23 protein-coding genes and 3 pseudogenes are annotated in these 21,565 nt (G+C 72.1%); 13 read left to right on the forward strand and 13 right to left on the reverse strand.

All coding sequences use genetic code 11. From position 1 onward, the window contains the following. Positions 1-66 precede the first annotated feature (66 nt). From ABZ193_RS10400 to pucD, 4 genes are read left to right on the forward strand one after another with little or no spacing between them, the layout of a single operon-like run. Complete coding sequence (locus ABZ193_RS10400; protein ID WP_354709633.1) at positions 67-936, forward strand: FAD binding domain-containing protein; 870 nt, start codon at positions 67-69, stop codon at positions 934-936. After that, positions 927-1,382 carry a (2Fe-2S)-binding protein gene (locus ABZ193_RS10405; protein ID WP_017987550.1) on the forward strand — a complete coding sequence of 152 codons (456 nt, stop codon included), beginning with the start codon at positions 927-929 and terminating at the stop codon, positions 1,380-1,382. The genes ABZ193_RS10400 and ABZ193_RS10405 overlap by 10 nt, the downstream gene beginning before the upstream one ends. Beyond that, positions 1,379-2,713, forward strand: a complete 1,335-nt coding sequence (locus ABZ193_RS10410) for an 8-oxoguanine deaminase (RefSeq protein WP_354709634.1) — start codon at positions 1,379-1,381, stop codon at positions 2,711-2,713. The genes ABZ193_RS10405 and ABZ193_RS10410 overlap by 4 nt, the downstream gene beginning before the upstream one ends. Next, complete coding sequence (gene pucD / locus ABZ193_RS10415) at positions 2,710-4,974, forward strand: xanthine dehydrogenase subunit D (protein ID WP_354709636.1); 2,265 nt, start codon at positions 2,710-2,712, stop codon at positions 4,972-4,974. Before ABZ193_RS10410 ends, pucD begins: the two co-directional genes overlap by 4 nt. Positions 4,975-5,058: 84 nt before the next feature. Here pucD and ABZ193_RS10420 read toward each other — a convergent pair whose 3' ends face one another. Both ABZ193_RS10420 and ABZ193_RS10425 read right to left on the reverse strand, forming a co-directional pair. Next, on the reverse strand, positions 5,059-5,478 hold the full coding sequence (locus tag ABZ193_RS10420; RefSeq protein ID WP_027931826.1) for a nitroreductase family deazaflavin-dependent oxidoreductase: 420 nt from the start codon (positions 5,476-5,478) through the stop codon (positions 5,059-5,061). Between the two features lie 10 nt (positions 5,479-5,488). After that, entirely contained in the window at positions 5,489-6,073 is a 585-nt protein-coding gene (locus ABZ193_RS10425; protein ID WP_354709637.1) for a TetR/AcrR family transcriptional regulator, read from the reverse strand. Between the two features lie 58 nt (positions 6,074-6,131). Between ABZ193_RS10425 and ABZ193_RS10430 the strand changes: the two genes are divergently transcribed. Beyond that, positions 6,132-6,974, forward strand: coding sequence for an alpha/beta hydrolase (locus ABZ193_RS10430; protein ID WP_354709638.1), 843 nt, complete (start codon positions 6,132-6,134; stop codon positions 6,972-6,974). Here ABZ193_RS10430 and ABZ193_RS10435 read toward each other — a convergent pair. The 5 genes from ABZ193_RS10435 to ABZ193_RS10455 all read right to left on the reverse strand — a co-directional run bounded on the left by ABZ193_RS10435 (position 6,928) and on the right by ABZ193_RS10455 (position 10,495). Further along, a complete protein-coding gene (locus tag ABZ193_RS10435) occupies positions 6,928-8,262 on the reverse strand; it encodes a nucleobase:cation symporter-2 family protein (protein ID WP_354709640.1) in 1,335 nt (444 codons plus the stop codon). The two genes, ABZ193_RS10430 and ABZ193_RS10435, sit on opposite strands and share 47 nt — an antisense overlap. Positions 8,263-8,287: 25 nt before the next feature. After that, positions 8,288-9,163 carry a factor-independent urate hydroxylase gene (pucL, locus tag ABZ193_RS10440; protein ID WP_354709641.1) on the reverse strand — a complete coding sequence of 292 codons (876 nt, stop codon included), beginning with the start codon at positions 9,161-9,163 and terminating at the stop codon, positions 8,288-8,290. 2 nt (positions 9,164-9,165) lie between these two features. Next, positions 9,166-9,483: a hydroxyisourate hydrolase gene (gene uraH / locus ABZ193_RS10445; RefSeq protein ID WP_020418131.1), complete on the reverse strand. Its 318-nt coding sequence runs from the start codon at positions 9,481-9,483 to the stop codon at positions 9,166-9,168. Further along, positions 9,480-9,941: a 2-oxo-4-hydroxy-4-carboxy-5-ureidoimidazoline decarboxylase gene (locus tag ABZ193_RS10450; RefSeq protein ID WP_020418132.1), complete on the reverse strand. Its 462-nt coding sequence runs from the start codon at positions 9,939-9,941 to the stop codon at positions 9,480-9,482. The genes uraH and ABZ193_RS10450 overlap by 4 nt, the downstream gene beginning before the upstream one ends. 83 nt (positions 9,942-10,024) lie before the next feature. Beyond that, positions 10,025-10,495, reverse strand: a complete 471-nt coding sequence (locus ABZ193_RS10455) for a helix-turn-helix domain-containing protein (protein ID WP_354709642.1) — start codon at positions 10,493-10,495, stop codon at positions 10,025-10,027. 56 nt (positions 10,496-10,551) lie between these two features. Between ABZ193_RS10455 and allB the strand changes: the two genes are divergently transcribed. The 5 genes and pseudogenes from allB to ABZ193_RS10480 form a co-directional block, all read left to right on the forward strand. Next, a complete protein-coding gene (gene allB / locus ABZ193_RS10460) occupies positions 10,552-11,877 on the forward strand; it encodes an allantoinase AllB (RefSeq protein WP_354709644.1) in 1,326 nt (441 codons plus the stop codon). Then, a complete protein-coding gene (gene alc / locus ABZ193_RS10465; RefSeq protein WP_354709645.1) occupies positions 11,871-12,875 on the forward strand; it encodes an allantoicase in 1,005 nt (334 codons plus the stop codon). Before allB ends, alc begins: the two co-directional genes overlap by 7 nt. A gap of 7 nt (positions 12,876-12,882) precedes the next feature. Next, a pseudogene (locus ABZ193_RS10470) lies at positions 12,883-13,038 on the forward strand (allantoicase); the annotation flags it as partial. A gap of 7 nt (positions 13,039-13,045) precedes the next feature. Next, positions 13,046-13,201: pseudogene (locus tag ABZ193_RS10475) on the forward strand (allantoicase); the annotation flags it as partial. Positions 13,202-13,208: 7 nt separating this feature from the next. Beyond that, positions 13,209-13,367 (forward strand): annotated as a pseudogene (locus ABZ193_RS10480) (allantoicase); the annotation flags it as partial. Positions 13,368-13,392: 25 nt separating this feature from the next. Here the strand turns inward: ABZ193_RS10480 and ABZ193_RS10485 are convergent. The 4 genes from ABZ193_RS10485 to ABZ193_RS10500 form a co-directional block, all read right to left on the reverse strand. Next, positions 13,393-14,166 (reverse strand): SDR family oxidoreductase, encoded by a 774-nt coding sequence (locus ABZ193_RS10485; protein ID WP_020418137.1) that lies wholly within the window; start codon positions 14,164-14,166, stop codon positions 13,393-13,395. A 13-nt stretch (positions 14,167-14,179) separates the two neighbouring features. Beyond that, complete coding sequence (locus ABZ193_RS10490) at positions 14,180-14,944, reverse strand: MBL fold metallo-hydrolase (protein WP_027935878.1); 765 nt, start codon at positions 14,942-14,944, stop codon at positions 14,180-14,182. A gap of 123 nt (positions 14,945-15,067) precedes the next feature. Continuing rightward, a complete protein-coding gene (locus ABZ193_RS10495) occupies positions 15,068-15,598 on the reverse strand; it encodes a CoA-binding protein (RefSeq protein WP_354709646.1) in 531 nt (176 codons plus the stop codon). Further along, positions 15,595-16,887, reverse strand: coding sequence for an O-acetylhomoserine aminocarboxypropyltransferase/cysteine synthase family protein (locus ABZ193_RS10500; RefSeq protein ID WP_354709648.1), 1,293 nt, complete (start codon positions 16,885-16,887; stop codon positions 15,595-15,597). The genes ABZ193_RS10495 and ABZ193_RS10500 overlap by 4 nt, the downstream gene beginning before the upstream one ends. Positions 16,888-16,970: 83 nt before the next feature. Between ABZ193_RS10500 and ABZ193_RS10505 the strand changes: the two genes are divergently transcribed. Beyond that, positions 16,971-17,783, forward strand: a complete 813-nt coding sequence (locus tag ABZ193_RS10505; RefSeq protein ID WP_354709649.1) for an alpha/beta hydrolase — start codon at positions 16,971-16,973, stop codon at positions 17,781-17,783. A gap of 356 nt (positions 17,784-18,139) precedes the next feature. Here ABZ193_RS10505 and ABZ193_RS10510 read toward each other — a convergent pair whose 3' ends face one another. Next, entirely contained in the window at positions 18,140-18,775 is a 636-nt protein-coding gene (locus tag ABZ193_RS10510) for a (2Fe-2S)-binding protein (protein ID WP_237336330.1), read from the reverse strand. Then, positions 18,772-19,617 carry a putative RNA methyltransferase gene (locus ABZ193_RS10515; RefSeq protein ID WP_237336329.1) on the reverse strand — a complete coding sequence of 282 codons (846 nt, stop codon included), beginning with the start codon at positions 19,615-19,617 and terminating at the stop codon, positions 18,772-18,774. Before ABZ193_RS10515 ends, ABZ193_RS10510 begins: the two co-directional genes overlap by 4 nt. A gap of 219 nt (positions 19,618-19,836) precedes the next feature. On the opposite strand from ABZ193_RS10515, the gene ABZ193_RS10520 reads away from it, so the two are divergent. Both ABZ193_RS10520 and ABZ193_RS10525 read left to right on the forward strand, forming a co-directional pair. Continuing rightward, positions 19,837-21,225: an ammonium transporter gene (locus ABZ193_RS10520; protein WP_051123526.1), complete on the forward strand. Its 1,389-nt coding sequence runs from the start codon at positions 19,837-19,839 to the stop codon at positions 21,223-21,225. Next, complete coding sequence (locus tag ABZ193_RS10525; RefSeq protein WP_017987570.1) at positions 21,222-21,560, forward strand: P-II family nitrogen regulator; 339 nt, start codon at positions 21,222-21,224, stop codon at positions 21,558-21,560. Before ABZ193_RS10520 ends, ABZ193_RS10525 begins: the two co-directional genes overlap by 4 nt. Positions 21,561-21,565 lie beyond the last annotated feature (5 nt).

A 21,565-nucleotide genomic window follows, 5' to 3' on the forward strand; every position in this document is an offset into this window, starting at 1 on the left:
CGCTGCTGTCGGTTCGTACTGAGCCGCCGTTGCCGGTCCCCCTGCCACGGGCGTCTACTTCTTGCCATGGATTTCCTGCGACCGGCGAACCTGGCCGAGGCGCTCGCCGCGAAGGCCGAGCGCCCGGACTCCGTGCCACTGGCGGGCGGCACGGATGTCATGGTCGAGCTCAACTTCGACCACCGCCGTCCGGACGCGCTGCTCGACCTGACCCGCGTCGTGGAACTGGCCGAGTGGACCGTCGAGGACGGCGTGGTCCGGCTCGGCGCGGGCGTTTCCTACACGCGGCTCATCACTGACCTGGGTGAAAAGCTGCCCGCGCTGGCGATGGCTTCGCGCACGGTCGGCTCGCCGCAGATCCGCAACCGCGGCACAGTCGGCGGCAACCTCGGCGCCGCCTCGCCCGCGGGGGACACGCACCCGGTGCTGCTGGCGACCGGCGCGCGGGTCGAGGTCGCGTCCGTCCGCGGCACTCGGATGATCGACGCGGACGACTTCTACGTCGGCGTCAAGAAGCACAGCCTCGCCCCCGACGAGCTGATCGTGGCGGTGCACCTGCCGGTCGCGACCGCCCCCCAGCAGTTCGCGAAGGTCGGCACGCGCAACGCCATGGTCATCGCGGTGTGCTCGTTCGCCGTCGCGCTCGACCCGGAGCACCGGCGCGCGGGTGCGGCGATCGGCTCCGCGGCGCCGACTCCCCGCCGTGCTGCCGCGGCCGAGGAGTTCCTCGCCGCCGAGTTGCCGTGGGACGCGCCCGCGCCGCTGCGCGACTCGGTCAAGCGGCGCTTCGGCGAGCTGGTCGCGTCGGCCGCCGCGCCGATCGACGACGTGCGTGGCACCGCGGAGTACCGCAAGCACGCGCTCGCGGTGCTCGCCCGCCGGACACTCGGCTGGGCCTGGCAGGACTACCTGGGAAGTGAGCGGACATGCGCGTGAACGTGACGGTCAACGGCGAAGCCCGGCAGGCCGACGACGTGTGGGAGGGCGAGAGCCTGCTCTACCTGCTGCGCGAGCGGCTCGGCCTGCCCGGCTCCAAGAACGCCTGTGAGCAGGGCGAATGCGGGTCCTGCACGGTCTACCTGGACGGCACGCCGGTGTGCGCGTGCCTGGTCGCCGCCGGGCAGGCCGAGGGACGTGAGGTGCGCACCGTCGAAGGGCTGGCCGACGGCGACCGGCTCGATCCGGTGCAGCAGTCCTTTGTGGACGCGGGCGCCGTGCAGTGCGGCTTCTGCACGCCCGGTCTGGTGGTCGCCGCGCACGACCTGCTGAACCGCGTGCCGAACCCGAGCGACGAGGAGATCCGCGAGGCGCTCGCCGGGAACCTCTGCCGCTGCACGGGCTACGAGAAGATCCTCGACGCGGTGCGGGCGGCGGCGAAATGACCCTGATCCTGGAGAACGCGGCCATCGCGACGGTCGACGCCGACGGCGCCGAGCACCGCAGCGGGCACGTCGTCATCGACGGCGACACCATCACCGCCGTCGGCCCCGGCCCGGCGACCGTGCCGGGGGAGCGGATCGACGCTGCCGGCTGCCTGGTCACGCCCGGCCTGGTCAACACCCACCACCACCTGTACCAGTGGGCCACCCGCGGGCTGGCGGCCGACGCGACGCTGTTCGAGTGGCTGATCCACCTGTACCCGGTCTGGAAGCGGCTGGACGCCGGCATCACGCACGCCGCCGCGACCGCCGGGTTGGCGCACCTGGCGATGACCGGCTGCACCACGGTCGCCGACCACCACTACGTCTTCCCGCACGACAGCGGCGACCAGATCGAGGCACTCGTCGCGGCGGCGAACCGGATCGGCGTGCGGATGCACCTCGTGCGCGGGTCGATGGACCGCGGCGAGTCCGACGGCGGCCTGCCGCCGGACAACCTGGTGGAGACCACCGAAGCCGCGTTGCTGGGCACCGAAGCCGCGATCGACGCCCACCACGACCCGGCGCGGAACGCACGCATCCGCATCGCGGCCGGGCCGTGCTCGCCGTTCTCGGTCAGCGAGGAGCTGATGCGCCAGGCCGCGGATCTGGCTCGGCGCAAGGGAGTCCGGCTGCACACCCACCTCGCCGAGACGCTGGACGAGGAAGAGCAGTGCGTCGCCGAGAACGGCTGCACGCCCGCCGAGTACGCCGACAAGCTGGGCTGGCTCGGCGACGACGTGTGGCTCGCGCACACCGTGCACCTCGAGGGCCCGGCGATCCGCCGCATGGGCGCCACCCGCACCGGTTCGGCGCACTGCCCGACGTCGAACGGCCGTCTCGGCACCGGCATCGCGCCCGTGCGGGACCTGCTCGACGCCGGCGCCCCGGTCGGCCTCGGGGTCGACGGCGCCGCGTCCAACGAGTCCGGCGGGCTCGGCGAGGAGTTGCACCAGGCGCTGCTGCAAGCGCGGCAACGCGGCGGCCCGACCGCGCTGACCGTCCGCGAGGCGCTGTGGATGGGCACCATGGGCGGCGCGCGCTGCCTCGGCCGTGACGGCGAGCTCGGCTCGATCGAGCCCGGCAAGCTTGCCGACCTCGCGGTGTGGAACCTGAACGGCCTGCGCTACGCCGGGATCGAGGACCCGCTGGCGGCGCTCGTGCTCGGCGCGACCCCGCCGCTGAAGCTGCTGCTCGTCGGCGGCCGGACGGTGGTCGCCGACGGCGAACTGCGCACGGACGACGAGACCGCGATCGCGGGCGAGCTGGCGGCCGCGAGCAGGAGGTTGCGATGACCACGTCAGTCGAGCGCACCGGCACGGCAGGCGGGATCGGCGCCAGCCCGCGCCGTCCGGACGGGATCGTGAAGGTGCGCGGCGAGTTCGCGTACTCCTCGGACCTGTGGCACGAGGACATGGTGTGGGGCGTGACCCTGCGCAGCCCGCACCCGTCCGCGCGCATCACCGGCATCGACATCACCGAGGCGCTGAAGGTGCCCGGTGTCGAGGCAGTGCTCACCCACGAGGACGTCCCGGGTGTGAACCGGTACGGCCTGGAGCACCCGGACCAGCCGGTGCTGGCCGTCGACGTGGTGCGCTACCAGGGCGAACCGGTCGCGCTCGTCGCGGCCGACCACCCGGAGACGGCGCGGCGGGCGATGAAACGAATCCGCGTCGACTACGAGGTGCTGGAACCGGTCACCGACGCCGAGCGCGCGGTGCGCGGCGACGGGCCGAAGGTGCACCCGAACGGCAACGTCGTGCGGCACGTGCCGATCCGCCGCGGCGACCCGTCCGCGGCCGCCGACGTGGTGGTGTCCGGCGTGTACGAGGTGGGCATGCAGGACCAGGCGTTCCTCGGCCCGGAGTCCGGTCTCGCGGTCCCGGCCGAGGACGGCGGCGTCGACCTGTACGTCGCGACGCAGTGGCTGCACGTCGACCAGCGCCAGATCGTCGCCGCGCTCGGGTTGCCCGAGGACAAGGTGCGGCTCACGCTCGGCGGGGTCGGCGGCGCGTTCGGCGGGCGCGAGGACCTGTCCATCCAGATCCACGCGTGCCTGCTCGCCCTGCACACAGGCAAGCCGGTGAAGATGGTCTACAACCGCGAGGAATCGTTCTACGGCCACGTGCACCGGCACCCGGCGAAGATGTACTACGAGCACGGCGCCGACCGGGACGGGAAGCTCGTCTACGTCAAGGCGCGGCTGTTCCTCGACGGCGGCGCGTACGCGTCGTCCACCGGCGCGGTCGTCGCCAACGCCGCGACCCTCGGCGTGGGGCCGTACAACGTGGACAACGTGCAAGTCGACTGCTGGGGCGCGTACACGAACAACCCGCCCTGCGGGGCCATGCGCGGCTTCGGCGCGGTGCAGGCGGCGTTCGCCTATGAGTCCCAAATGGACAAACTCGCGCAGGCGTGCGGGCTGGACCCGGTCGAGGTGCGGGTCCGCAACGCGATGAGCGAGGGCTCCCGCATGCCGACCGGGCAGATCGTGGACTCGGCCGCTCCGGTCGCCGAGCTGCTGCGGCGGGTGGCCGCGAAACCGCTGCCGCCCGCGCCGTCCGGCGAGCGGGACCTGCGGACGTTGCCCGGCGGCGTCTCGAACACCACCCACGGCGAGGGTGTCGTGCGTGGCGTCGGGTACGCCGTCGGGATCAAGAACATCTGCTTCTCCGAGGGCTTCGACGACTACTCGACCGCGCGTGTGCAGCTGCGGGTGGTCGGCGGCGAGGCGGCCGCGACGGTGCAGACCGCGGCGTGCGAGGTCGGGCAGGGCCTGGTCACGGTGCTGCAGCAGATCGTGCGGACCGAGCTGGGCGTGGAGCAGGTGACGATCCTGCCGATGGACACCTCGATCGGCAACGCCGGGTCGACGTCGGCGTCCCGGCAGACGTACGTGACCGGGGGAGCGGTGCGGGCCGCGTGCGTGGCGGTGCGGACGGCGCTGGCCAAGCGGATCGGTTCGCCCGACCTGGAGCTGGTGGGCGGCAAGCTGGTGTCCGGCCGGGACGGCGTGGTCGCGGACCTGGCCGACGCGCTCGGCGACGACGTCTACGACGAGACGGTGGAGTGGCGGCACCGGCCGACCGAGGTGCTCGACCCGGAGACCGGGGCGGGCAACGCGCACGTGCAGTACGGGTTCGCCGCGCACCGGGCGGTGGTGGACGTGGACACCGAGCTGGGGCTGGTGAAGGTGGTCGCGCTGGACTGCGCGCAGGACGTCGGGCGGGCGCTCAACCCGCAGGCCGTGCTGGGTCAGATCCAGGGCGGTTCGGCGCAGGGGCTCGGTTTGGCGGTGATGGAGGAGATCCAGACGCGGGACGGGAAGATCCGCAACCCGTCGTTCACGGACTACCTGATCCCGACGGTGCTCGACATGCCGCCGATGGACATCGACGTGCTGGAACGGGCCGACCCGAACGCCCCCTACGGCCTGCGCGGAGTCGGCGAACCCCCGACGATCTCCTCCACCCCGGCGATCGTGGCCGCCATCCGAGCCGCGACGGGCAAGGACCTGCCGCGGGTCCCGGTGCGCCCGGAGCACATCGTCAGCTGAGGCGTTCGTGGGCGCCGGGCACATCACGTGGCTGCCCGCGGGTTCCGGCGCACACCATCAGCGGCGCCGGAACCCGGCCAGGAATCAAGCGCGTTCCAGCACCACCACGGGGATCTCCCGCGAGGTCTTCTTCTGGTACTCGTCGTAGTCCGGCCACACCTCGGCCATCTTCGCCCACATCGCGGGCTTCTCGTCGGGCGTGGCGACCCTCGCGACCGCCTTGAAGCGCTCGCCCTTGATCTGGACCTCGACGTTCGGGTCGGCCTGCAGGTTGACGAACCACGCCGGCGGCGCGTCGGTGCCGCCCTTGGACGCCACCACCAGGTACGCGCCCTCGTGCTCGCGGAAGATCAGGGCGTGCCGGCGCTCCTGCCCGGACTTGCGGCCCTTCGTGAACAGGATCAGGATCGTCGTCCCGTTGCGCCAGTGGTAGCCGTCCTCGCCGTCGGTCTCCAGGTAGCGGTCGACGTGCGGCTGGCCGTGCAGATCGATGGCAGAACTCATGAAGCCGACACTACCCGCGGGCCCGCCCGGTGAGCATTTCACGAGCGGTCGCCACGGCGGCCTCCCCGGCGATGGCCAGCGGCTCCACGTCCCGCAAGGAGCGGCTGAGCACGAAGGCCCCTTCCAGCGCGCTGATCACCGCGATCGTCAGTCGCCGGGCCTCGTCCTCGCTCAGGCCGAAACGCGTGAAAACACCCGTCCCGGTGGCGATCCACGACTCGAACACCTCCGCCGTCGCCCGGCGCAAGGTCTCGTTCGTGCTCGCCACCTCCAGCGCCACGGTGGCGATCGGGCAGGCGTCGGCGTAGTCGGTCTCCCGCAGCGTCACCGCGGCGGCGGCGAAGGCCTGCTCCAGCCCGGTGATCAGGTCCGGCGCCGGCGCGATCAGCAGGTCGAACAGCTTCCCGTACGCCATGCCGGAGCTGCGGATCACCTCCTCGGCCAGCTGTTCCTTGCCGCCGGGGAAGAAGTGGTAGATCGAGCCGAACGGCGCGCTCGCCTCGGCGACGATCTGCTTCAGGCCCGTCCCGGTGTAGCCGTTGCGCCGGAACAGCTCCGCGCTCGCGGCCAGGATCCGTTCTTTGGTGTTGCCCACGTCACCGATCCTAGCTACTCTCCCGCTAGAGCGATCTATCAAATCCGAGGGGGCGGAGATGCCCGAGGTCGAACTGTCCGCGGGGACGATCGAGTACGACGACACCGGCGGTGGGGGGCCGGTGATCGTCTTCCTGCACGGCCTGACCATCGACAACACCGTGTGGCGCAAGGTCGTGCCGGGCCTGGGGGAGTACCGGTGCGTGCTGCCGAACTGGCCGCTGGGCTCACACCGGAAGCCGATGAAACCGGACGCCGACCTGTCGCTGCGCGGTCACGTGCGGCTGCTGGCCGAGTTCCTGGAGGCGCTCGACCTGAGGGACGTGACGCTGGTCCTCAACGACTGGGGCGGCGCGCAGTTCCTGATCAGCGAGGGGCTGGCCGACCGGGTCGGCAGGCTGGCACTCGTGGCGTGCGAGGCGTTCGACAACTTCCCGCCCGGCCTGTCCGGGCGCATGCTCGTCCGCGTCGCGCGGATCCCCGGCGGCCTGAAAGCCATGCTGCACCTGCTGAAGTTCCGGTTCGTCCAGCGCGCGCCGGGTTCGTGGGGGTGGATGAGCAAGACGCCGGTGCCCGCGGAGGTCATGAACAGCTGGTTCGGCCCGGCCCGCGAGAACCCGGCGATCATGCGGGACATGCTGAAGTACGGCCTGCACACGCCGCCGAAGGAGACGCTGCTGGAGTGGTCCCGCAGGCTGGGCGAGTTCACCGGGCCCGTGCTCGTGGTGTGGGCGAAGGAGGACAAGCTCATGCCCCGCGAGCACGGGCCGCGGCTGGCGGCGCTGTTCCCGGACGCGCGGCTGGTCGAGGTGCCGGACAGCTACACGCTCGTGCCGCAGGACCAGCCGGAACTGCTCACGAACCTGTTGCGGGAGTTCGTTCCCGTCGGGTCCCGAAAATGAGGTTGAGCACCACGGCGACCACGCAGCCTGCGCTGATCCCGGAGTCCAGCACGGTCCGCACGGCCGACGGGAAGTGCGCGTAGAACTCCGGCGCGGCGATCGGGATGATCCCGACGCCCAGCGCGGCCGCCACGATCGTCACGTTCGCCGGGCGGTCGAACGCGGCCGTGGCCAGGGTGCGGATGCCGGAGACCGCGACGCTGCCGAACAGCACCAGCCCGGCGCCGCCGAGCACCGGTTGCGGCACCAGCGCGACCACGCCGCCGGCGACCGGGAACAGCCCCAGCAGCACGAGGATCGCGCCGCACGCGGCCACCACGTACCGGCTGAACACGCGGGTCAGCGCGACCAGCCCGACGTTCTGCGCGAAGGCGGTGCAGGCGAACCCGCCGAACACCGTGGACACCGCCGTCGCGACGCCGTCCGCGCGCAGGCCGTCGGCGAGCGTCCGTTGTCTGGTCGGGCGGCCGACGACCTCGCCGAGCGCGAGCATGTCCGCGGTGCTCTCGGCCATGATCACGATCATCACGATCGCCATGGAGATGATGGCCGCGATGTCGAACGCGGGGCTGCCGAAGTGGAACGGGCTCGCCACGCCGAACGCCGGCGCCTCGCGGAAGGTCGACGTGTCGACCTCGCCCAGCGGCCACGCGATCAACGTGCCCACCACCAGACCCAGCAGCAACGCGATCCGGCTCCAGAAGCCGGGCAGGAACCGGTTGAACGCCAGCACCGCGAGCAGCGTGATCGCGGCGAGCAGGATGCCGTGTGGTTCGGCGGAGTCCTGCTGTCCGGAGATCCAGTTGACCGCCACCGGCAGCAGCGAGACCCCGATGAGCGTGATGACCGTGCCGGTCACCAGCGGCGGGAAGAACCGCGTCAGCCGGGAGAAGAACGGCGCGGCGAGCACCATCAGCGCGGCGCCGACGAGCGTGGCGCCGTAGACGACGCCGAGCGCGTTCCGCGGCCCGTGCTGCTGCACGATCGCCATCACCGGGGCCACGTTCGCGAACGTGACGCCGTTGACCAGCGGCAACCGGGCGCCGAACCGCCACACGCCGAGGGTCTGCAGCAGGGTCGCCAGCCCCGCGGTGAACAGGCTCGCGCTGATCAGCAGGCTCAGCTGCCCGCCGGACAGGCCGACGGCGCTGCCGATGATCAACGGCGGGGCGACGACCCCGGCGTACATCGCGGCGACGTGCTGCACGCCGCCGACGACCAGTTGCAGCGCCGGGGGTTTGCGGTCGACCGGGTGGATGTCCGTCACCGGTGTGGCGGTCGTGGTCACGCGGGTTCTCCCAACTCGCCCGGCGCTACCGCCAGGCGGGGCCCGGGTCCTCCGCGTCGTCGCGCAGGACGGTTCCTTCGATGAGGCCGTACGGACGGTCCGCGGCGTGGAAGACCTCGTTGTCGTTGGTGAGCCCGAACGGGCTGAGGTCCACCACGAAGTGGTGCTTGTTCGGCATCGACAGCCGGATCTCGGCCACCTCGCCGCGTGCTTCGAGAACCGCCTCGCCCATCGCGTACAGGGTCTGCTGCAGCGAAAGGCTGTGTTTCGTCGCGAACGTCTCCAGCAGGATCCGCCGGATCTCCGCGAAGCTCTTGCGCCAGTCGATGCCGCTGCCCCGGTACCGCCACTGCGCGGTGACGGCGGTGGCCAGGATGCGGTCGTCGGTCTCGGCCAGCGTCGTGTACTCGTCGCGCGGGAAACCGTGGAACTCCGAGCCGGTGGACTTCAGCACGACCAGGTCGCGCAGGCCGGACACCACCCAGGCGCGGTCGTTCTCGACCGTCACCACGGTGGTCCGCTTTTCCTCGCTCGACCGGGAGAAGGCGTGGTCGTGCGGCCGGCCGCCGACGGCGATGCGATCCCAGGCGTGCTCGTCGATCGTGACGCGCGCGCCGGTGATCTGCCCGAACCGGCCGACGAAGTGCCTGGCCAGCCGCAGCCCGAAGTCCTCGATCTCACCGACCGGGCTTTCCTTGGCGAACGCGTAGACGGTGTTCTTCTGCGTGTCGGTGGCGACCACGTCGGAGTTGTCGCCGGTGAGGTGGGTCTTCGCGAGGTCGCCGCGCAGCGCGGTGGAGACCGTGAGGTCCTTGAGGTGGTGCACGTCCCCGGCCCGGGTCACCGTGACGAGGCGGACCTCGGCCTTGCCGTACTGGTTCGGCCCCAGCTTGATCGCCATCGTCAGCTCCCTCGGTAGGTGGAGTAGGAGAACGGGCTCAGCAGCAGCGGCACGTGGTGGTGCTGTGTGCCGTCGGTGATCCGGAAGGCCACGGTGACCTCGGGGAAGAACGCGTCCGGGCCGAGGTGGGCGCCGGTGTCGAACACCAGCCGGTAGACGCCGGGGTCGAGTTCCGCGGGGCCGAGGTCGCGGACGCGGCCGTCGTCGTCGGTGCGGCCGCGCGCGATCACCGTGCCGTCGCTCGTTTCCAGTCGCACGGCCACGCCCGCGGCCGGGCGTCCGGCGGAAGTGTCGAGGACGTGGGTGGTCACCAGGCTCATGCCGTCACCGCCTTTCCCAGTCGCAGCACGGCGATCTCGACCAGTTCCCGTCCGGCGACCGCCAGTTCGGTGTCCGGGTCGTTGTGCATGCGCTCCCGCAGGTTCGCCAGCAATTCCGGCCCGCTGCGGCCGCTCGCGCAGACCAGGAACACGTGCCCGAACCGCTCCTCGTACTCGGCGTTGGCGGCGCGGAACTCCGCGGCTGCGGCATCGTCCACACCGGACTGCTCGTCACGGGACCATCCGCCGGAGGGCTTTTCGCCGATCCGCGGGTGCGCCGCGATGGCTCGCCGGGTCTCGTCCCTGGTGAGGGTGAGGCGGGCGGCGCCGGTCAGTGCGGCGAGGTCGGGGTAGGGCCGTCCGGCCTGCACCGCGTCCACCCAGCGGGGCACGTCCAGACACGCCGTGAGCAGGTCCCGGACGTCGGCGGTGTTGAACTCGGCGAGCGTGACAGTCAAGTGTTCCTCCGGATCACGGTGCTGCCGATTCTGGGAAATGGACGTTACGGTCGTGTTCGACGAGCGTCAACAATTTGTTGAAATCATGGCTCGCGGTTGAGATAGTTGTAGACCGTGAACCGGGTGACGCCGAGTGCTTCGGCGACGGTGGGCGCGGCCCTGCGCATGGCGAACGCGCCGCGCTCCTCCAGCAGGCGCACGGCGCGTTGCTTGCCGGGCCGGTCCAGGTCGGTCAGCCGGGTGCCGAGCTCCCGCTCGACGTCGGCGATCAGCCGCTCCAGCGTGGTGGGCGGCGCGCCGGCCGGTTCGCTGGCGGCGGTCGGCGTGGACAGCTGCAGGGTCAGGCGGTTCGCGCCGCCGTCCAGCGCGGCCCTGGCGATGGCCGGGAGCGCGCCGAGCAGGGCGTCCGCGTCGCCGCGGGCGGTGGTGCCGAGCGGGCCGAAGTCCACGGACAACCCGGCCTCCTCGGCGGCGGTGCGCGCGCGGACGGCGTGCTCGGGCGGTTCGCCCTCGCCGCGGAACGGTTCGGTGGTGAACTCGGCTTGCAGTTCCACGTCCGCACGGTAACCGTACGGGCGGGGGAACTGGAAGCGGACGAAAGGAGTGCCGGGTGGAACTGGTCTTCCGGGCGCGGCGCGCGATCACGGCCGCGGGCGACGGGCCGTACTCGGTCGGTGTCGACAGAGGACGGATCACCGCCGTCGAACCCGGCCGCGCGCTGTCCGGTGACCGGGTCGTCGAGCTGGGGGAGGACGTCGTCCTGATGCCCGGTCTCGTCGACACCCACGTGCACGTCAACGACCCCGGCCGCACCGAGTGGGAGGGCTTCGAGACGGCCACCCGCGCGGCCGCGGCGGGCGGGGTCACCACGATCGTGGACATGCCACTGAACAGCCTGCCGCCGACGGTCGACCCGGACGCGCTGGCGGTCAAGCGGAAGACCGCGTCCGGGCGGGTCCACGTCGACGTCGGGTTCTGGGGCGGCGCGATCCCCGGCAACGGCGCGCACTTGCCCGCCTTGCACGAGGCCGGGGTGTTCGGGTTCAAGTGCTTCCTGCTGCACTCGGGTGTCGACGAGTTCCCGCCGCTCGACGACGCCGAACTGGAGGCCGACCTGCGGATCCTCGCCGGGCTCGGCGCGCTGATGATCGTGCACGCCGAGGACGCCCCGACCATCGACGCGTCGCCGCGACCGCACGGCCCGCACTACCAGGGGTTCCTGGCGTCGCGGCCACCCGAGGCGGAGAACCGGGCGATCGCGCGGGTCATCGAGCTCGCGCGGCGCACCGGGGCGCGGGCGCACATCCTGCACCTGTCCTCTTCGGACGCCCTGCCGATGATCGCGGCGGCCCGCGCCGAAGGGGTCGCGCTGACGGTCGAGACGTGCCCGCACTACCTGAGCTTCACCGCGGAGGAGATCCGCGACGGCGCGACGCAGTTCAAGTGCTGCCCGCCGATCCGCGAGGCAGGCAACCGCGAGCGGCTGTGGCAGGGGCTGGCCGACGGCGTGATCGACTGCGTGGTGAGCGACCACTCGCCGTGCACGCCGGAGCTGAAGCGGTTCGACAGCGGCGACTTCGGCGAGGCCTGGGGCGGGATCGCCGGGCTGCAGGTCGGGCTGCCCGCGGTGTGGAGCGGGGCGGCGCGGCGCGGGCACACGCTGGCGGACGTGGTGCGCTGGATGGCGACGCGGCCGGCGGAACTGGCGGGGATGACGCGCAAGGGCCGGATCGCCGTCGGCTACGACGCCGACTTCTGCGTGTTCGCGCCGGACGAGGAGTTCGTCGTGGACGTCGCGAAGCTGCGCCACCGGAACCCGGTGAGCGCCTACGACGGCAGCCGGCTGCGCGGGGTCGTGCGGCAGACGTGGTTGCGGGGCCAGGAAGTCACCGGGGACAGTCCGCGGGGCGAGTTGCTGAATCGAGGGCAGTGTTGACCGAGCGTCCGGAGTGGACTCATGAGCCGGACCTGGCGTCGCGCCGGGTCGGCGGCAGCGTGGTGTGGGCCAACGACGAGGCCTTCGCCGAGCGGGAGAACCTGATCAAGCCCGGGCCGGCGGAGTTCCGGCCGTGGAACTTCGGGCACAAGGGGCAGATCTACGACGGGTGGGAGACGCGGCGGCGCCGGGAGCCGGGCGTGGACCAGGCGATCGTGCGGCTCGGGCTGCCCGGCGTGGTGACCGGGGTGGTCGTGGACACCGCATTCTTCACCGGCAACTACCCGCCGTTCGCGTCGGTGGAGGCGGTCGCCGTCGACGGGTACCCGAGCCCGGCGGAGCTGGCCGAACTGGAGTGGACGCCGCTGGTGCCGAAGTCGCCGCTCGCGGGGGACTCGGAGAACTTTTTCGCGGTGTCGTCGTCGCGGCGCTGGACGCACGTGCGGCTGTCGATCCACCCGGACGGCGGGGTGGCGCGGTTCCGGGTGCACGGCGCGCCGGTGGCGGACCCGCGGCTGGTCGACCCGGCGGCCCTCGACCTGGCGGCGCTGGAGAACGGCGCGCGGGTGGCGGGCTGCTCGAACATGTTCTACTCGTCGCCGTCGAACCTGATCTCGCCCGGTTTCGCCGCGGTGATGGGGGAGGGCTGGGAGACGGCCCGCCGCCGCGACGACGGCAACGACTGGGTCTCGGTGGCGCTGGCCGGCGCGGGCGTGCCGCGGCTGGCCGAGCTGGACACGACGCACTTCAAGGGCAACGCGCCGGGCTGGGCGTCGTTGAGCGGACGCTTGGACGGTTCGTGGTTCGAGGTGCTGCCCAGGACCCGGCTCCAGCCGGACACCCGGCACCGGTTCCTGGTCCCGGAGCCACGCGAGCTGAACGAGGTGCGGCTGGACATCTACCCGGACGGCGGCATGGCGCGACTGCGCCTGTGGGGCGCGCTGACGGAGCGTGGCCGGGCGGAGTTCGAAGGGCGGTTCACCGAGAGCAGCGGCTGACGGCGCGCGGCACCGGTTCCTGGTCCCGGAGCCGCGCGAGCTGAGCGAGGTGCGGCTGGACATCTACCCGGACGGCGGCATGGCGCGACTGCGCCTGTGGGGCGCGCTGACGGAGCGGGGCTGGGCGGAGTTCGAAGGGCGGTTCACCGAGAGCAGCGGCTGACGGCGCGCGGCACCGGTTCCTGGTCCCGGAGCCGCGCGAGCTGAGCGAGGTGCGGCTGGACATCTACCCGGACGGCGGCATGGTCAGGTTGCGCCTGTGGGGCGCGCTGACGGAGCGGGGCTGGGCGGAGTTCGAGCGGCGGTTCGCCGAGAGCAGCGGCTGATGGCGCGCGGCACCGGTTCCTGGTCCCGGAGCCGCGTGAGTTGAGCGAGGTGCGGCTGGACATCTACCCGGACGGCGGCATGGCGCGACTTCGCCTGTGGGGCGCGCTGACGGCGGAGCGGGGCCGGGCGGACTTCGAACGGCGGTTCACCGACAGCGCGGGCTGACGGCGCGCGGCTCGTCCGGGACGTGTCAGAGCGCGTGTCCGCCTGCCACCTGGAGCACCTGGCCGGTGATCCAGCGCGCCTGCCGCGAAGCGAGGAACACCACGGCGTCGGCGATGTCCTCCGGCTCGCCGACCCGGCCGAGCGGCACCAGGCCGCGCACTTCCTCCTCGAGCGCGGCGCTCATCCAGCCTGTCTGCACCGGTCCCGGCGCGACCGCGTTCACCCGGATCCCCTGCCCGCCCAGGTCCAGCGCGCTCGCGCGCGTCAGCGCCTCCAGCGCTGCTTTCGAGGTCCCGTATCCGATCTGCCCCGGGAAAGCCCTGGCGCTGTCGGTCGAGACGTTCACCACGCACGGCGGCTCCGCGCCCCGCCGTCGCGCCACCTCGGCGATCAGCAACGCGGGCGCCACCGCGTTGACCCGGTAATGCCGCTCCAGCGACGCCGCCGACAGCGCGTCGATCGTGTCCGGCGTCTCGCAGTGCGCCGCGTTGTTGACCAGCACGTCCACCGGGCCGAGCCGCTCCGCCACCTCGGCCACCAGGCGGCGCGGGCCCTCCGGATCCGCCAGGTCCGCCGCGACCGCAACCCCACCCAGGTCCCGCGCCAGCGAAACCGCTGCCTCCACCGCGGGCGTGACGTGCGCCCACTCGCCGCCCTCCGGCGGCGCCGGGTCCTCCGCCAGGTAGTGCACCGCGACCCGCGCCCCCTCGGCGGCGAACGCGCGGCTGATCGCCGCGCCGATGCCGCCCGCGCCACCGGTGACCAGAACCGTCCGGTCACGCAAGCCGGTTTCGATCATGGAACCGAACTTATCAGCTGATATGTGCGCTTTCGCCCGGTTCCAGCACGTGCAGCCGGTCGCTCAACCCCGCCCCGGCGAACGCCTTCCGCACCTCGTCGGGGCCCTCGCTGAAGTGTGCCCACCCGCGGGTGTGCACGGGCACGATGTTGCGCGCCCGCAGCGCGTGGGCGGCCTCGGCGGCGTCCTCGCTGGTGAGGGTCAGCGGGGCGCCGTCGAACAGGGACGTGCGCGCGGCGCCTGCGAACAGCACCGCCAGGTCCAGGCGCCGCAGGCGGCGGGAGATGTCCCGCACCACGTCGAGCGACGCGTTGTCCCCGCTGACGTACACCGTCGGCAGGTCCTGGCCGGTCAGCACGAAACCGATGACCTCACCGGTCAGCTCCTCGCTGCCCTTCGGCCCGTGCTGGGCAGGCACGGCGGTCACCGCGACCGGCCCGATGTGCAGCTGGTGCCACGGCGCGAGCCCCTGCGCGGTGCCGCCCAGCCGGCGCGCGCCGCTCGGCGTGGTGAGCGTCAGCAGGGCCTGTTCGACGTACCGGCGGCCGTCCGGGTCGAGGTTGTCCGCGTGCTGGTCGTGCGACAGCAGCACCGCGTCGACCGGGCCGACCTCCGCCGCGGACAGGCCGGGGCCCTCGGTCTTCGTCAGCGGCCGCCCCGGCGTCGTCTCGTGCACGCCGGCCGGGCTGAACGTCGGGTCGGTCAGGAACCGCTTGCCACCCACCTCCAGCAGCAGCGTCGGGCCGCCGACGTAGGTCACCTGCACACCGTTCGCCATCACCAGCACCCACCTCCACACGGGGAACTTCCCGCCACACCAATGAGTCTGACACGAACGGCCGTTCCCGGAGGAGCCTCAGTGGAGGGTGAGTTGCGCCGGATCGCTTCCGTGGGCGGGGGATCAGGGCTTCAACCGCCGCCGCGAGGAGATCACCCCGGTGTTGAAACCGGCCAGGTGCAACCCGCCCGCGAAGCGCGCGTGCTCGATCTTCACGCACCGGTTCATCACCACGTCAAGGCCCGCCTCGCTCGCCCGCTGCGCCACCGGCTCGTGCCACAGGCCGAGCTGCAGCCACAGCGTCCGCGCGCCCGCCTTGATCACTTCCTCGGCCACTTCGGGCAGGTCGGAGTGCTTGCGGAACACGCTGACCAGGTCCGGCTCACCCGGCACGTCCGCCAGCGACGGGTACACCGGACGGCCCAGCAGCGTCGACAGCCGCGGGTTGACGAAGTGCACCTCGTACTCGCTGGAGGACAGCAGGTAGGTCGCGACGAAGTAGCTCGGCCGCGCCGGGTTGTCCGACGCGCCCACGATCGTCACCGACTTCGTCCGCGACAGCAGCGCGAGCCGCTCCCGCGCCGTCGGCGAGGACCAGGACAGGGGCGATTCCGACCGGACGGCTCCGGCGGGCACGGTCGTCTCCAGGCTCATGCAGCCTTCACCGCCGCGGTGAGGGCCTGGTCGATGTCCCACAGGATGTCCTCGGCGTCCTCCAGCCCGACCGACAGCCGGATCAGGTCCGGGCCGACGCCGCCCGCCTCCAGCTGCTCGTCGGAGAGCTGCTGGTGCGTCGTGGAGGCGGGGTGGATGACCAGCGTGCGGGCGTCGCCGACGTTCGCCAGGTGCGACAGCAGCTCGACGGACTCGACGAACTTCTCGCCCGCCGCGCGCCCGCCCTTGACGCCGAACGAGAACACCGCGCCCGGCCCGAGCGGCAGGTACTTCTTCGCCAGCTCGTGGTGCTTGTGCCCGGGCAGCCCGGCGTAGCTCACCCACGCCACGCGGTCGTCGGCGTCCAGGAACTCCGCGACCGCCTTGGCGTTGGCCAGGTGCGCGTCCATCCGCTGCGGCAGCGTCTCGACGCCCTGGAGCAGCAGGAACGCCGAGTGCGGCGACAGCACCGCGCCGATGTCCCGCAGCTGCTCGGCGCGCAGCCGGGTGCAGAACGCGTACTCGCCGAAGTTCTCCCAGTACTTGAGGCCGCCGTAGCTGGGCACGACCTCGGTCATGCGCGGGAACTTCCCGTTGCCCCAGTCGAACGTGCCCGATTCGACGACGATCCCGCCGAGCGTGGTGCCGTGCCCGCCGAGGAACTTCGTCGCCGAGTGCAGCACGATGTCCGCGCCGTGCTCGATCGGGCGGCACAGGTACGGCGTCGCCAGCGTCGCGTCGACCACCAGCGGGATGTCGTGACTGTGCGCGAGGTCGGCGAGCCCGGCGAGATCCGCGATGCCGCCACTCGGGTTGCCGATGACCTCGGTGAAGATCAGCCGGGTGCAGTCGGTGATCGCGGCGGCGTAGTCGTCGAGGCTGTCACCGGCCACGAACGTCGTGTCCACGCCGAAGCGGCGCAGCGTCCCGTCCAGCTGCGTGACGGTGCCGCCGTAGAGCCCGCTCGCCGACACGACGTGGTCGCCCGCCTCGGTCAGCGCCGCGAACGTGAGGAACTCCGCGGCCTGCCCGCTGCTGGTCGCGACGCCGCCGATGCCGCCCTCCAGGCTGGCCAGGCGCTCCTCGAAGGCCGCCACGGTCGGGTTGCCGATCCGGCTGTAGATGTTGCCGTACTTCTGCAACGCGAACAGGTTCGCCGCGTCGGCCGCGTCCTCGAAGACGAAACTCGTGGTCTGGTAGATCGGCACCGCCCGCGCCCCGGTCACCGGATCGGGAGACCCGCCGGCGTGCAGGGCGCGGGTGCGGAAGCCCCAGCTGCGCTCACTCACCCGGCCGACGCTACCTCCCGGTGCGGCGGTCGGGCGACCGTTCCCGCGCGGTGGACCACGAGCGCGCCACGTACGGTGAGTTCATGATCAACGAGGATCGGGACGTCCCCACCGCTCTCGGCACACTCCGGGTCGCCGTCCGCGGCTCCGGTGAACCGATCGTGATGTGGCCCAGCCTCCTGATGGACCACACGCTCTGGCAGGCGCAGGCCCGCCACTTCGCGCAGCGGTACACCACCGTCGCCCTCGATCCACCCGGGCACGGCGCCAGCAGCCCGCTCACCAGGACCTTCACCCTGGACGAGTGCGCGGGGGTCGTCTGCGAGGTCCTGGACGCGCTCGGGTTCGAGCGGGCGCACTTCGTCGGCAACTCGTGGGGCGCCATGGTCGGCGCCACCTTCGCCGCGCGCCACCCGGACCGGGTGCTCACCAGCACGTTGATGAACGGCACCGCCTCCGCCGCGCCGGCCCGTCAGAAGGCCGAGTACGCGGTGCTCGTGGCGGCGGTGCGGCTCCTGGGCGGCATCCGCCCGCCGCTGACCCGGTCGGTGGTCAAGGCGTTCCTCGGGCCGACCTCGCTGCGCACCCGGCCGGAGGTCGTCGCCCGCGTCCTCGACCTGGCCCGCCGCAACGATCCGCGGTCCGTGAGGCACGCGGTGACCAGCGTCGTGTCCCGGCGGCCGGACCAGCGCGGGCTGCTCGCCTCGATCAGCACGCCCGTGCTGGTCATCGGCGGCCGCGAGGACGCGACCTTCCCGCCCGGCGAGGTCGAGGAGATGGCCGCCGCCATCCCGGGCGCCGAACTGGTCGTCATCGAGGACGCGGCCCACCTCGTCGCCGCCGAGGTGCCGGACACCGTCAACAAGCTGCTGGACGAGTTCCTCAGCCGAACGTGAGCCGCAACCGCTGCTCCCGTCCAGCTGGAGTCAGCCCTTCGTCCCGAAGAGCCGTGCGAGTTGCTCCGCGAAGTGGGACGCCACCGCGGACAGCTCATGGTCGCCACGCTGTCCGGCGCGGGCGAGGCGGACGGGGGCGCCGCGTCCGGGGTCGTCAACACCGCCGTCCAGTTGGGGCTGTCGGCCGGGCCCGGGACGATCGGCACAGCGTTCTTCGGGCGGCTGGGCCGGACACGGGTTCGCTTCGGTGACCCAGACCGGACTGCTCGTCGGGCTCGGTCTGTTCGTCGTCGCGCTGTCTGTGGGCCTGCTGCTCCCGGCCGGCGCCCGCGAGCCCCGTGCGGTGCGCTGATCCCTCAGCCGAACGTCATCCGCAACCGCTGCTCCCGCTCCGAAGGCGTCTGGCGCGGGCAGCTGACGCACTTGGGCGCCCCGCCGGTCCGGTAGATCAGGCAGCACGACGCCCGCCGCACCACCGGGGTTCCGCCGACCTCCACGAACCTCGGCCGGGGCAGGTGGTCGCCCACGGCGGCGACCACCGCGCCGGCCAGCGACACCCCGCGCGCGACGTCCCCGGCCGCCTTCCCGGCCCACAACAGGACGTTCGCGATCGAGTCGGTCGCGATCGCGCACAACGCCCGGGTTCCGGCGCCGCTCACCTCGGCCACGGCGGCGATCCCGGCGTCCAGCGACCCGGCCAGCGCCTTGCCGATTTCGTCCACATCGGACCCCAGCGGCCGCGACGAGCGGGCGTCCAGCACCCGGCCGTCGGGCACCACGTCCAGCGTCACCGCCTCCAGCGCGGGGTCCATCGCGCGCCCGGTCGCCACCAGCGGGTCCAGCGCGGGCGTCACCAGCACCGCCGACACCGAGTACCACCAGATCGTCCCCAGCACGACCGGCCCGGCGTCGCCGTACAGCCCGGCGGCCAGCCGCAGCTGCGCGGACAGCCAGTCGCGGTCGGTGATCGCGGTCGCCGGCACGGCTGTCATGCGGTCCTCCGGTACTCCGACAACGAAAACGCGAGCGTCACCGCCGCCGGTCCGGCCACGCCGTCGAGCGCGGCCAGGCGGTCCGGGTGGTGCCCGGTCGGCCCCATCCGCACGGCGTTGCGGACGTCGTCCGGTTCCAGCGTCACCCGGTCCCGCAGCGACCGCCGGGACACCAGTTCGAAATGCTCCGACAACGCGGCGTCGAGACGTTCTTCCTTCCGCGAATCCACCTCGAGAACCGGCGCCACCGCGGCGAGTTCGGCCAGGTGCCCCCGTTCGGGCGACACGACGAGCAAAGTCCCGCCCGGCCGCAGCACCCGCCGGAACTCGGCGGCGTTGCGTGGCGCGAACACGTTCAGCACCACCGCGGCCGTCTCCGCCGCGACCGGCCACGGCTCCCACAGGTTCCACACCGCCGCCCCCAGCCGCGCGTGCGCCTTCGCGGCGCGGCGGAGGGCGACCGCCGAGACGTCCAGCGCGAGCCCCGCCGCGTCCGGCAGCCGGTCGAGCACGCCGGCGAGGTAGTAGCCCGTGCCGGCGCCCGCGTCGACCACCAGGCCGTCACCGACGGCACCCGACGCCACCTGCGCCAACAGGTCCCGCAACCCGTCGTAGTGCCCAGCGCCGAGGAACGCCACCCGCGCGGCGACCATCTCCGCGGTGTCGGCCGTGCCCGCCGGGATGCCGGCGTGCAGCAGGTTCACGTACCCCTGTTTCGCCAGGTCGAACGAGTGCCGCGACGGGCACCGCAGCGACCGCCCGTCGAGGTCGAACGCGGACGCGCACAACGGGCACCGCAACGCCGCGACGACGGCGCCGGGCAGCGTGGCGGGCCTGGTCATGCCCACATCTCATCACACCGGCGGGCTCACCCAACGTCACCGGTGACGGGCGGTATTCGACGCCGACGTTTCGTGACCGGACATATCAGCCCTGGTGGCGCGAAACGTGCTCGTAACAAGAGCGGCGGCACAGTTCACCCGCGGGAAACGTGCGAAGTGCCGTCGTGAAACACGGGAATCGAAAACTCCCCGTCAATATCTCGTGTACGGGAGGACGATGTGCTGAACGCAGGAGACACCGCATGGGTGTTGGCCAGCGCCGCGCTGGTCATGCTCATGACACCAGGGTTGGCGTTCTTCTACGGCGGCATGGTCCGCGTGAAGAGCGTCCTGAACATGCTCATGATGAACTTCATCTGCCTGGCGATCGTCGCCGTGCTGTGGACCCTCTACGGGTTCACGATGGCGTTCGGCGACGACGCGTTCAGCGGGCTGCTGGGCAACTTCAGCCACGCGGGCATGGCGGACACCTGGGGTCAGCTGGTCGGCTTCGCCACCGCGGCGACCGACACGACGCCGGAGATCCCGTGGCCGGGCGGCGACGGCATCCCGATGCTCGTGTTCGCCATGTTCCAGCTGATGTTCGCCATCATCACCCCGGCGCTGATCTCCGGTGCCATCGCCGACCGCGCCAAGTTCTGGGGCTGGGCGCTGTTCGTCGTGGTGTGGGTGACGATCGTCTACTTCCCGGTGGCGCACTGGGTGTTCGCGTTCGACGGCTTCATGAGCGCGGACGCGGTCGGCGGCTGGATCGCCAACGAGCTCAAGGCACTGGACTTCGCCGGTGGCACCGCGGTCCACATCAACGCCGGTGCGGCGGGCCTGGCGCTGGCGCTGGTGCTCGGCAAGCGCCGCGGCTGGCCGCGCGACACCGGCCGCCCGCACAACGTGCCGTTCGTCCTGCTCGGCGCCGGCCTGCTGTGGTTCGGCTGGTACGGCTTCAACGCGGGTTCCGCGCTGAGCGCCGGTGACCTCGCCGGCGTCGCCTTCACCAACACGACCGTCGCCACCGCGGCCGCCGTCCTCGGCTGGCTGATCGTGGAGCAGCTGCGGTTCGGCAAGCCGACCACGCTCGGCGCCGCGTCCGGCGCGATCGCCGGTCTGGTCGCCATCACCCCGGCCGCCGGTTTCGTCACGCCGCTCGGTTCGATCGCGATCGGTGTCATCGCGGGCGCCGTCTGCGCGCTGGCCGTCAGTCTCAAGTACAAGCTGGGCTTTGACGACTCGCTCGACGTGGTCGGCGTGCACCTCGTCGGTGGTCTCGTCGGCACGCTGCTGATCGGCTTCTTCGGCACCACCAGCGTCAACTCGCTGGGCGCCGACGGCCTCTTCTACGGCGGCGGGTTCACGCAGCTGGGCAAGCAGGCCGCCGCGGCCGGGGTCGTGCTGGTGTACTCGTTCGTCCTGACCTTCATCATCGGCGGGATCATCAAGGTCGCCGGTGGTTTCCGGGTCAGCAAGGAGGACGAGGTCAGCGGCATCGACGAGGCGCAGCACGCGGAGAGCGCGTACGACTTCGTGGGCGGCAGCATCGGCGGCCACAGTGGATCGTCCCCCGCTCCGCTGCCGTCGAAGGACGGGGCGGCCCTGGAAGGAAGCAAGGCATGAAGCTGATCACCGCCATCGTCAAGCCGTTCACGCTGGACGACATCCGCGCCGCGCTGGAGCAGCTGGGCACGCTCGGCATGACCGTCAGCGAGGTGCAGGGCTACGGCAGGCAGAAGGGCCACACCGAGGTCTACCGCGGCGCCGAGTACGCCGTCGACTTCGTGGCCAAGCTGCGGGTCGAGGTGCTCACCGACGACGCGAACGTCGAGAAGGTCATCGAGGCCATCGTCAACGCCGCCCACACCGGCAAGATCGGCGACGGCAAGGTCTGGGTCACCCCGGTCGAGACCGTCGTCCGCGTCCGTACCGGCGAGCGCGGCACGGACGCGCTCTAGGGAAG

This window comes from Amycolatopsis sp. NPDC006125, from assembly GCF_040614195.1.
In the GTDB taxonomy this organism is placed as follows: Bacteria; Actinomycetota; Actinomycetes; order Mycobacteriales; family Pseudonocardiaceae; genus Amycolatopsis_E; species Amycolatopsis_E tucumanensis.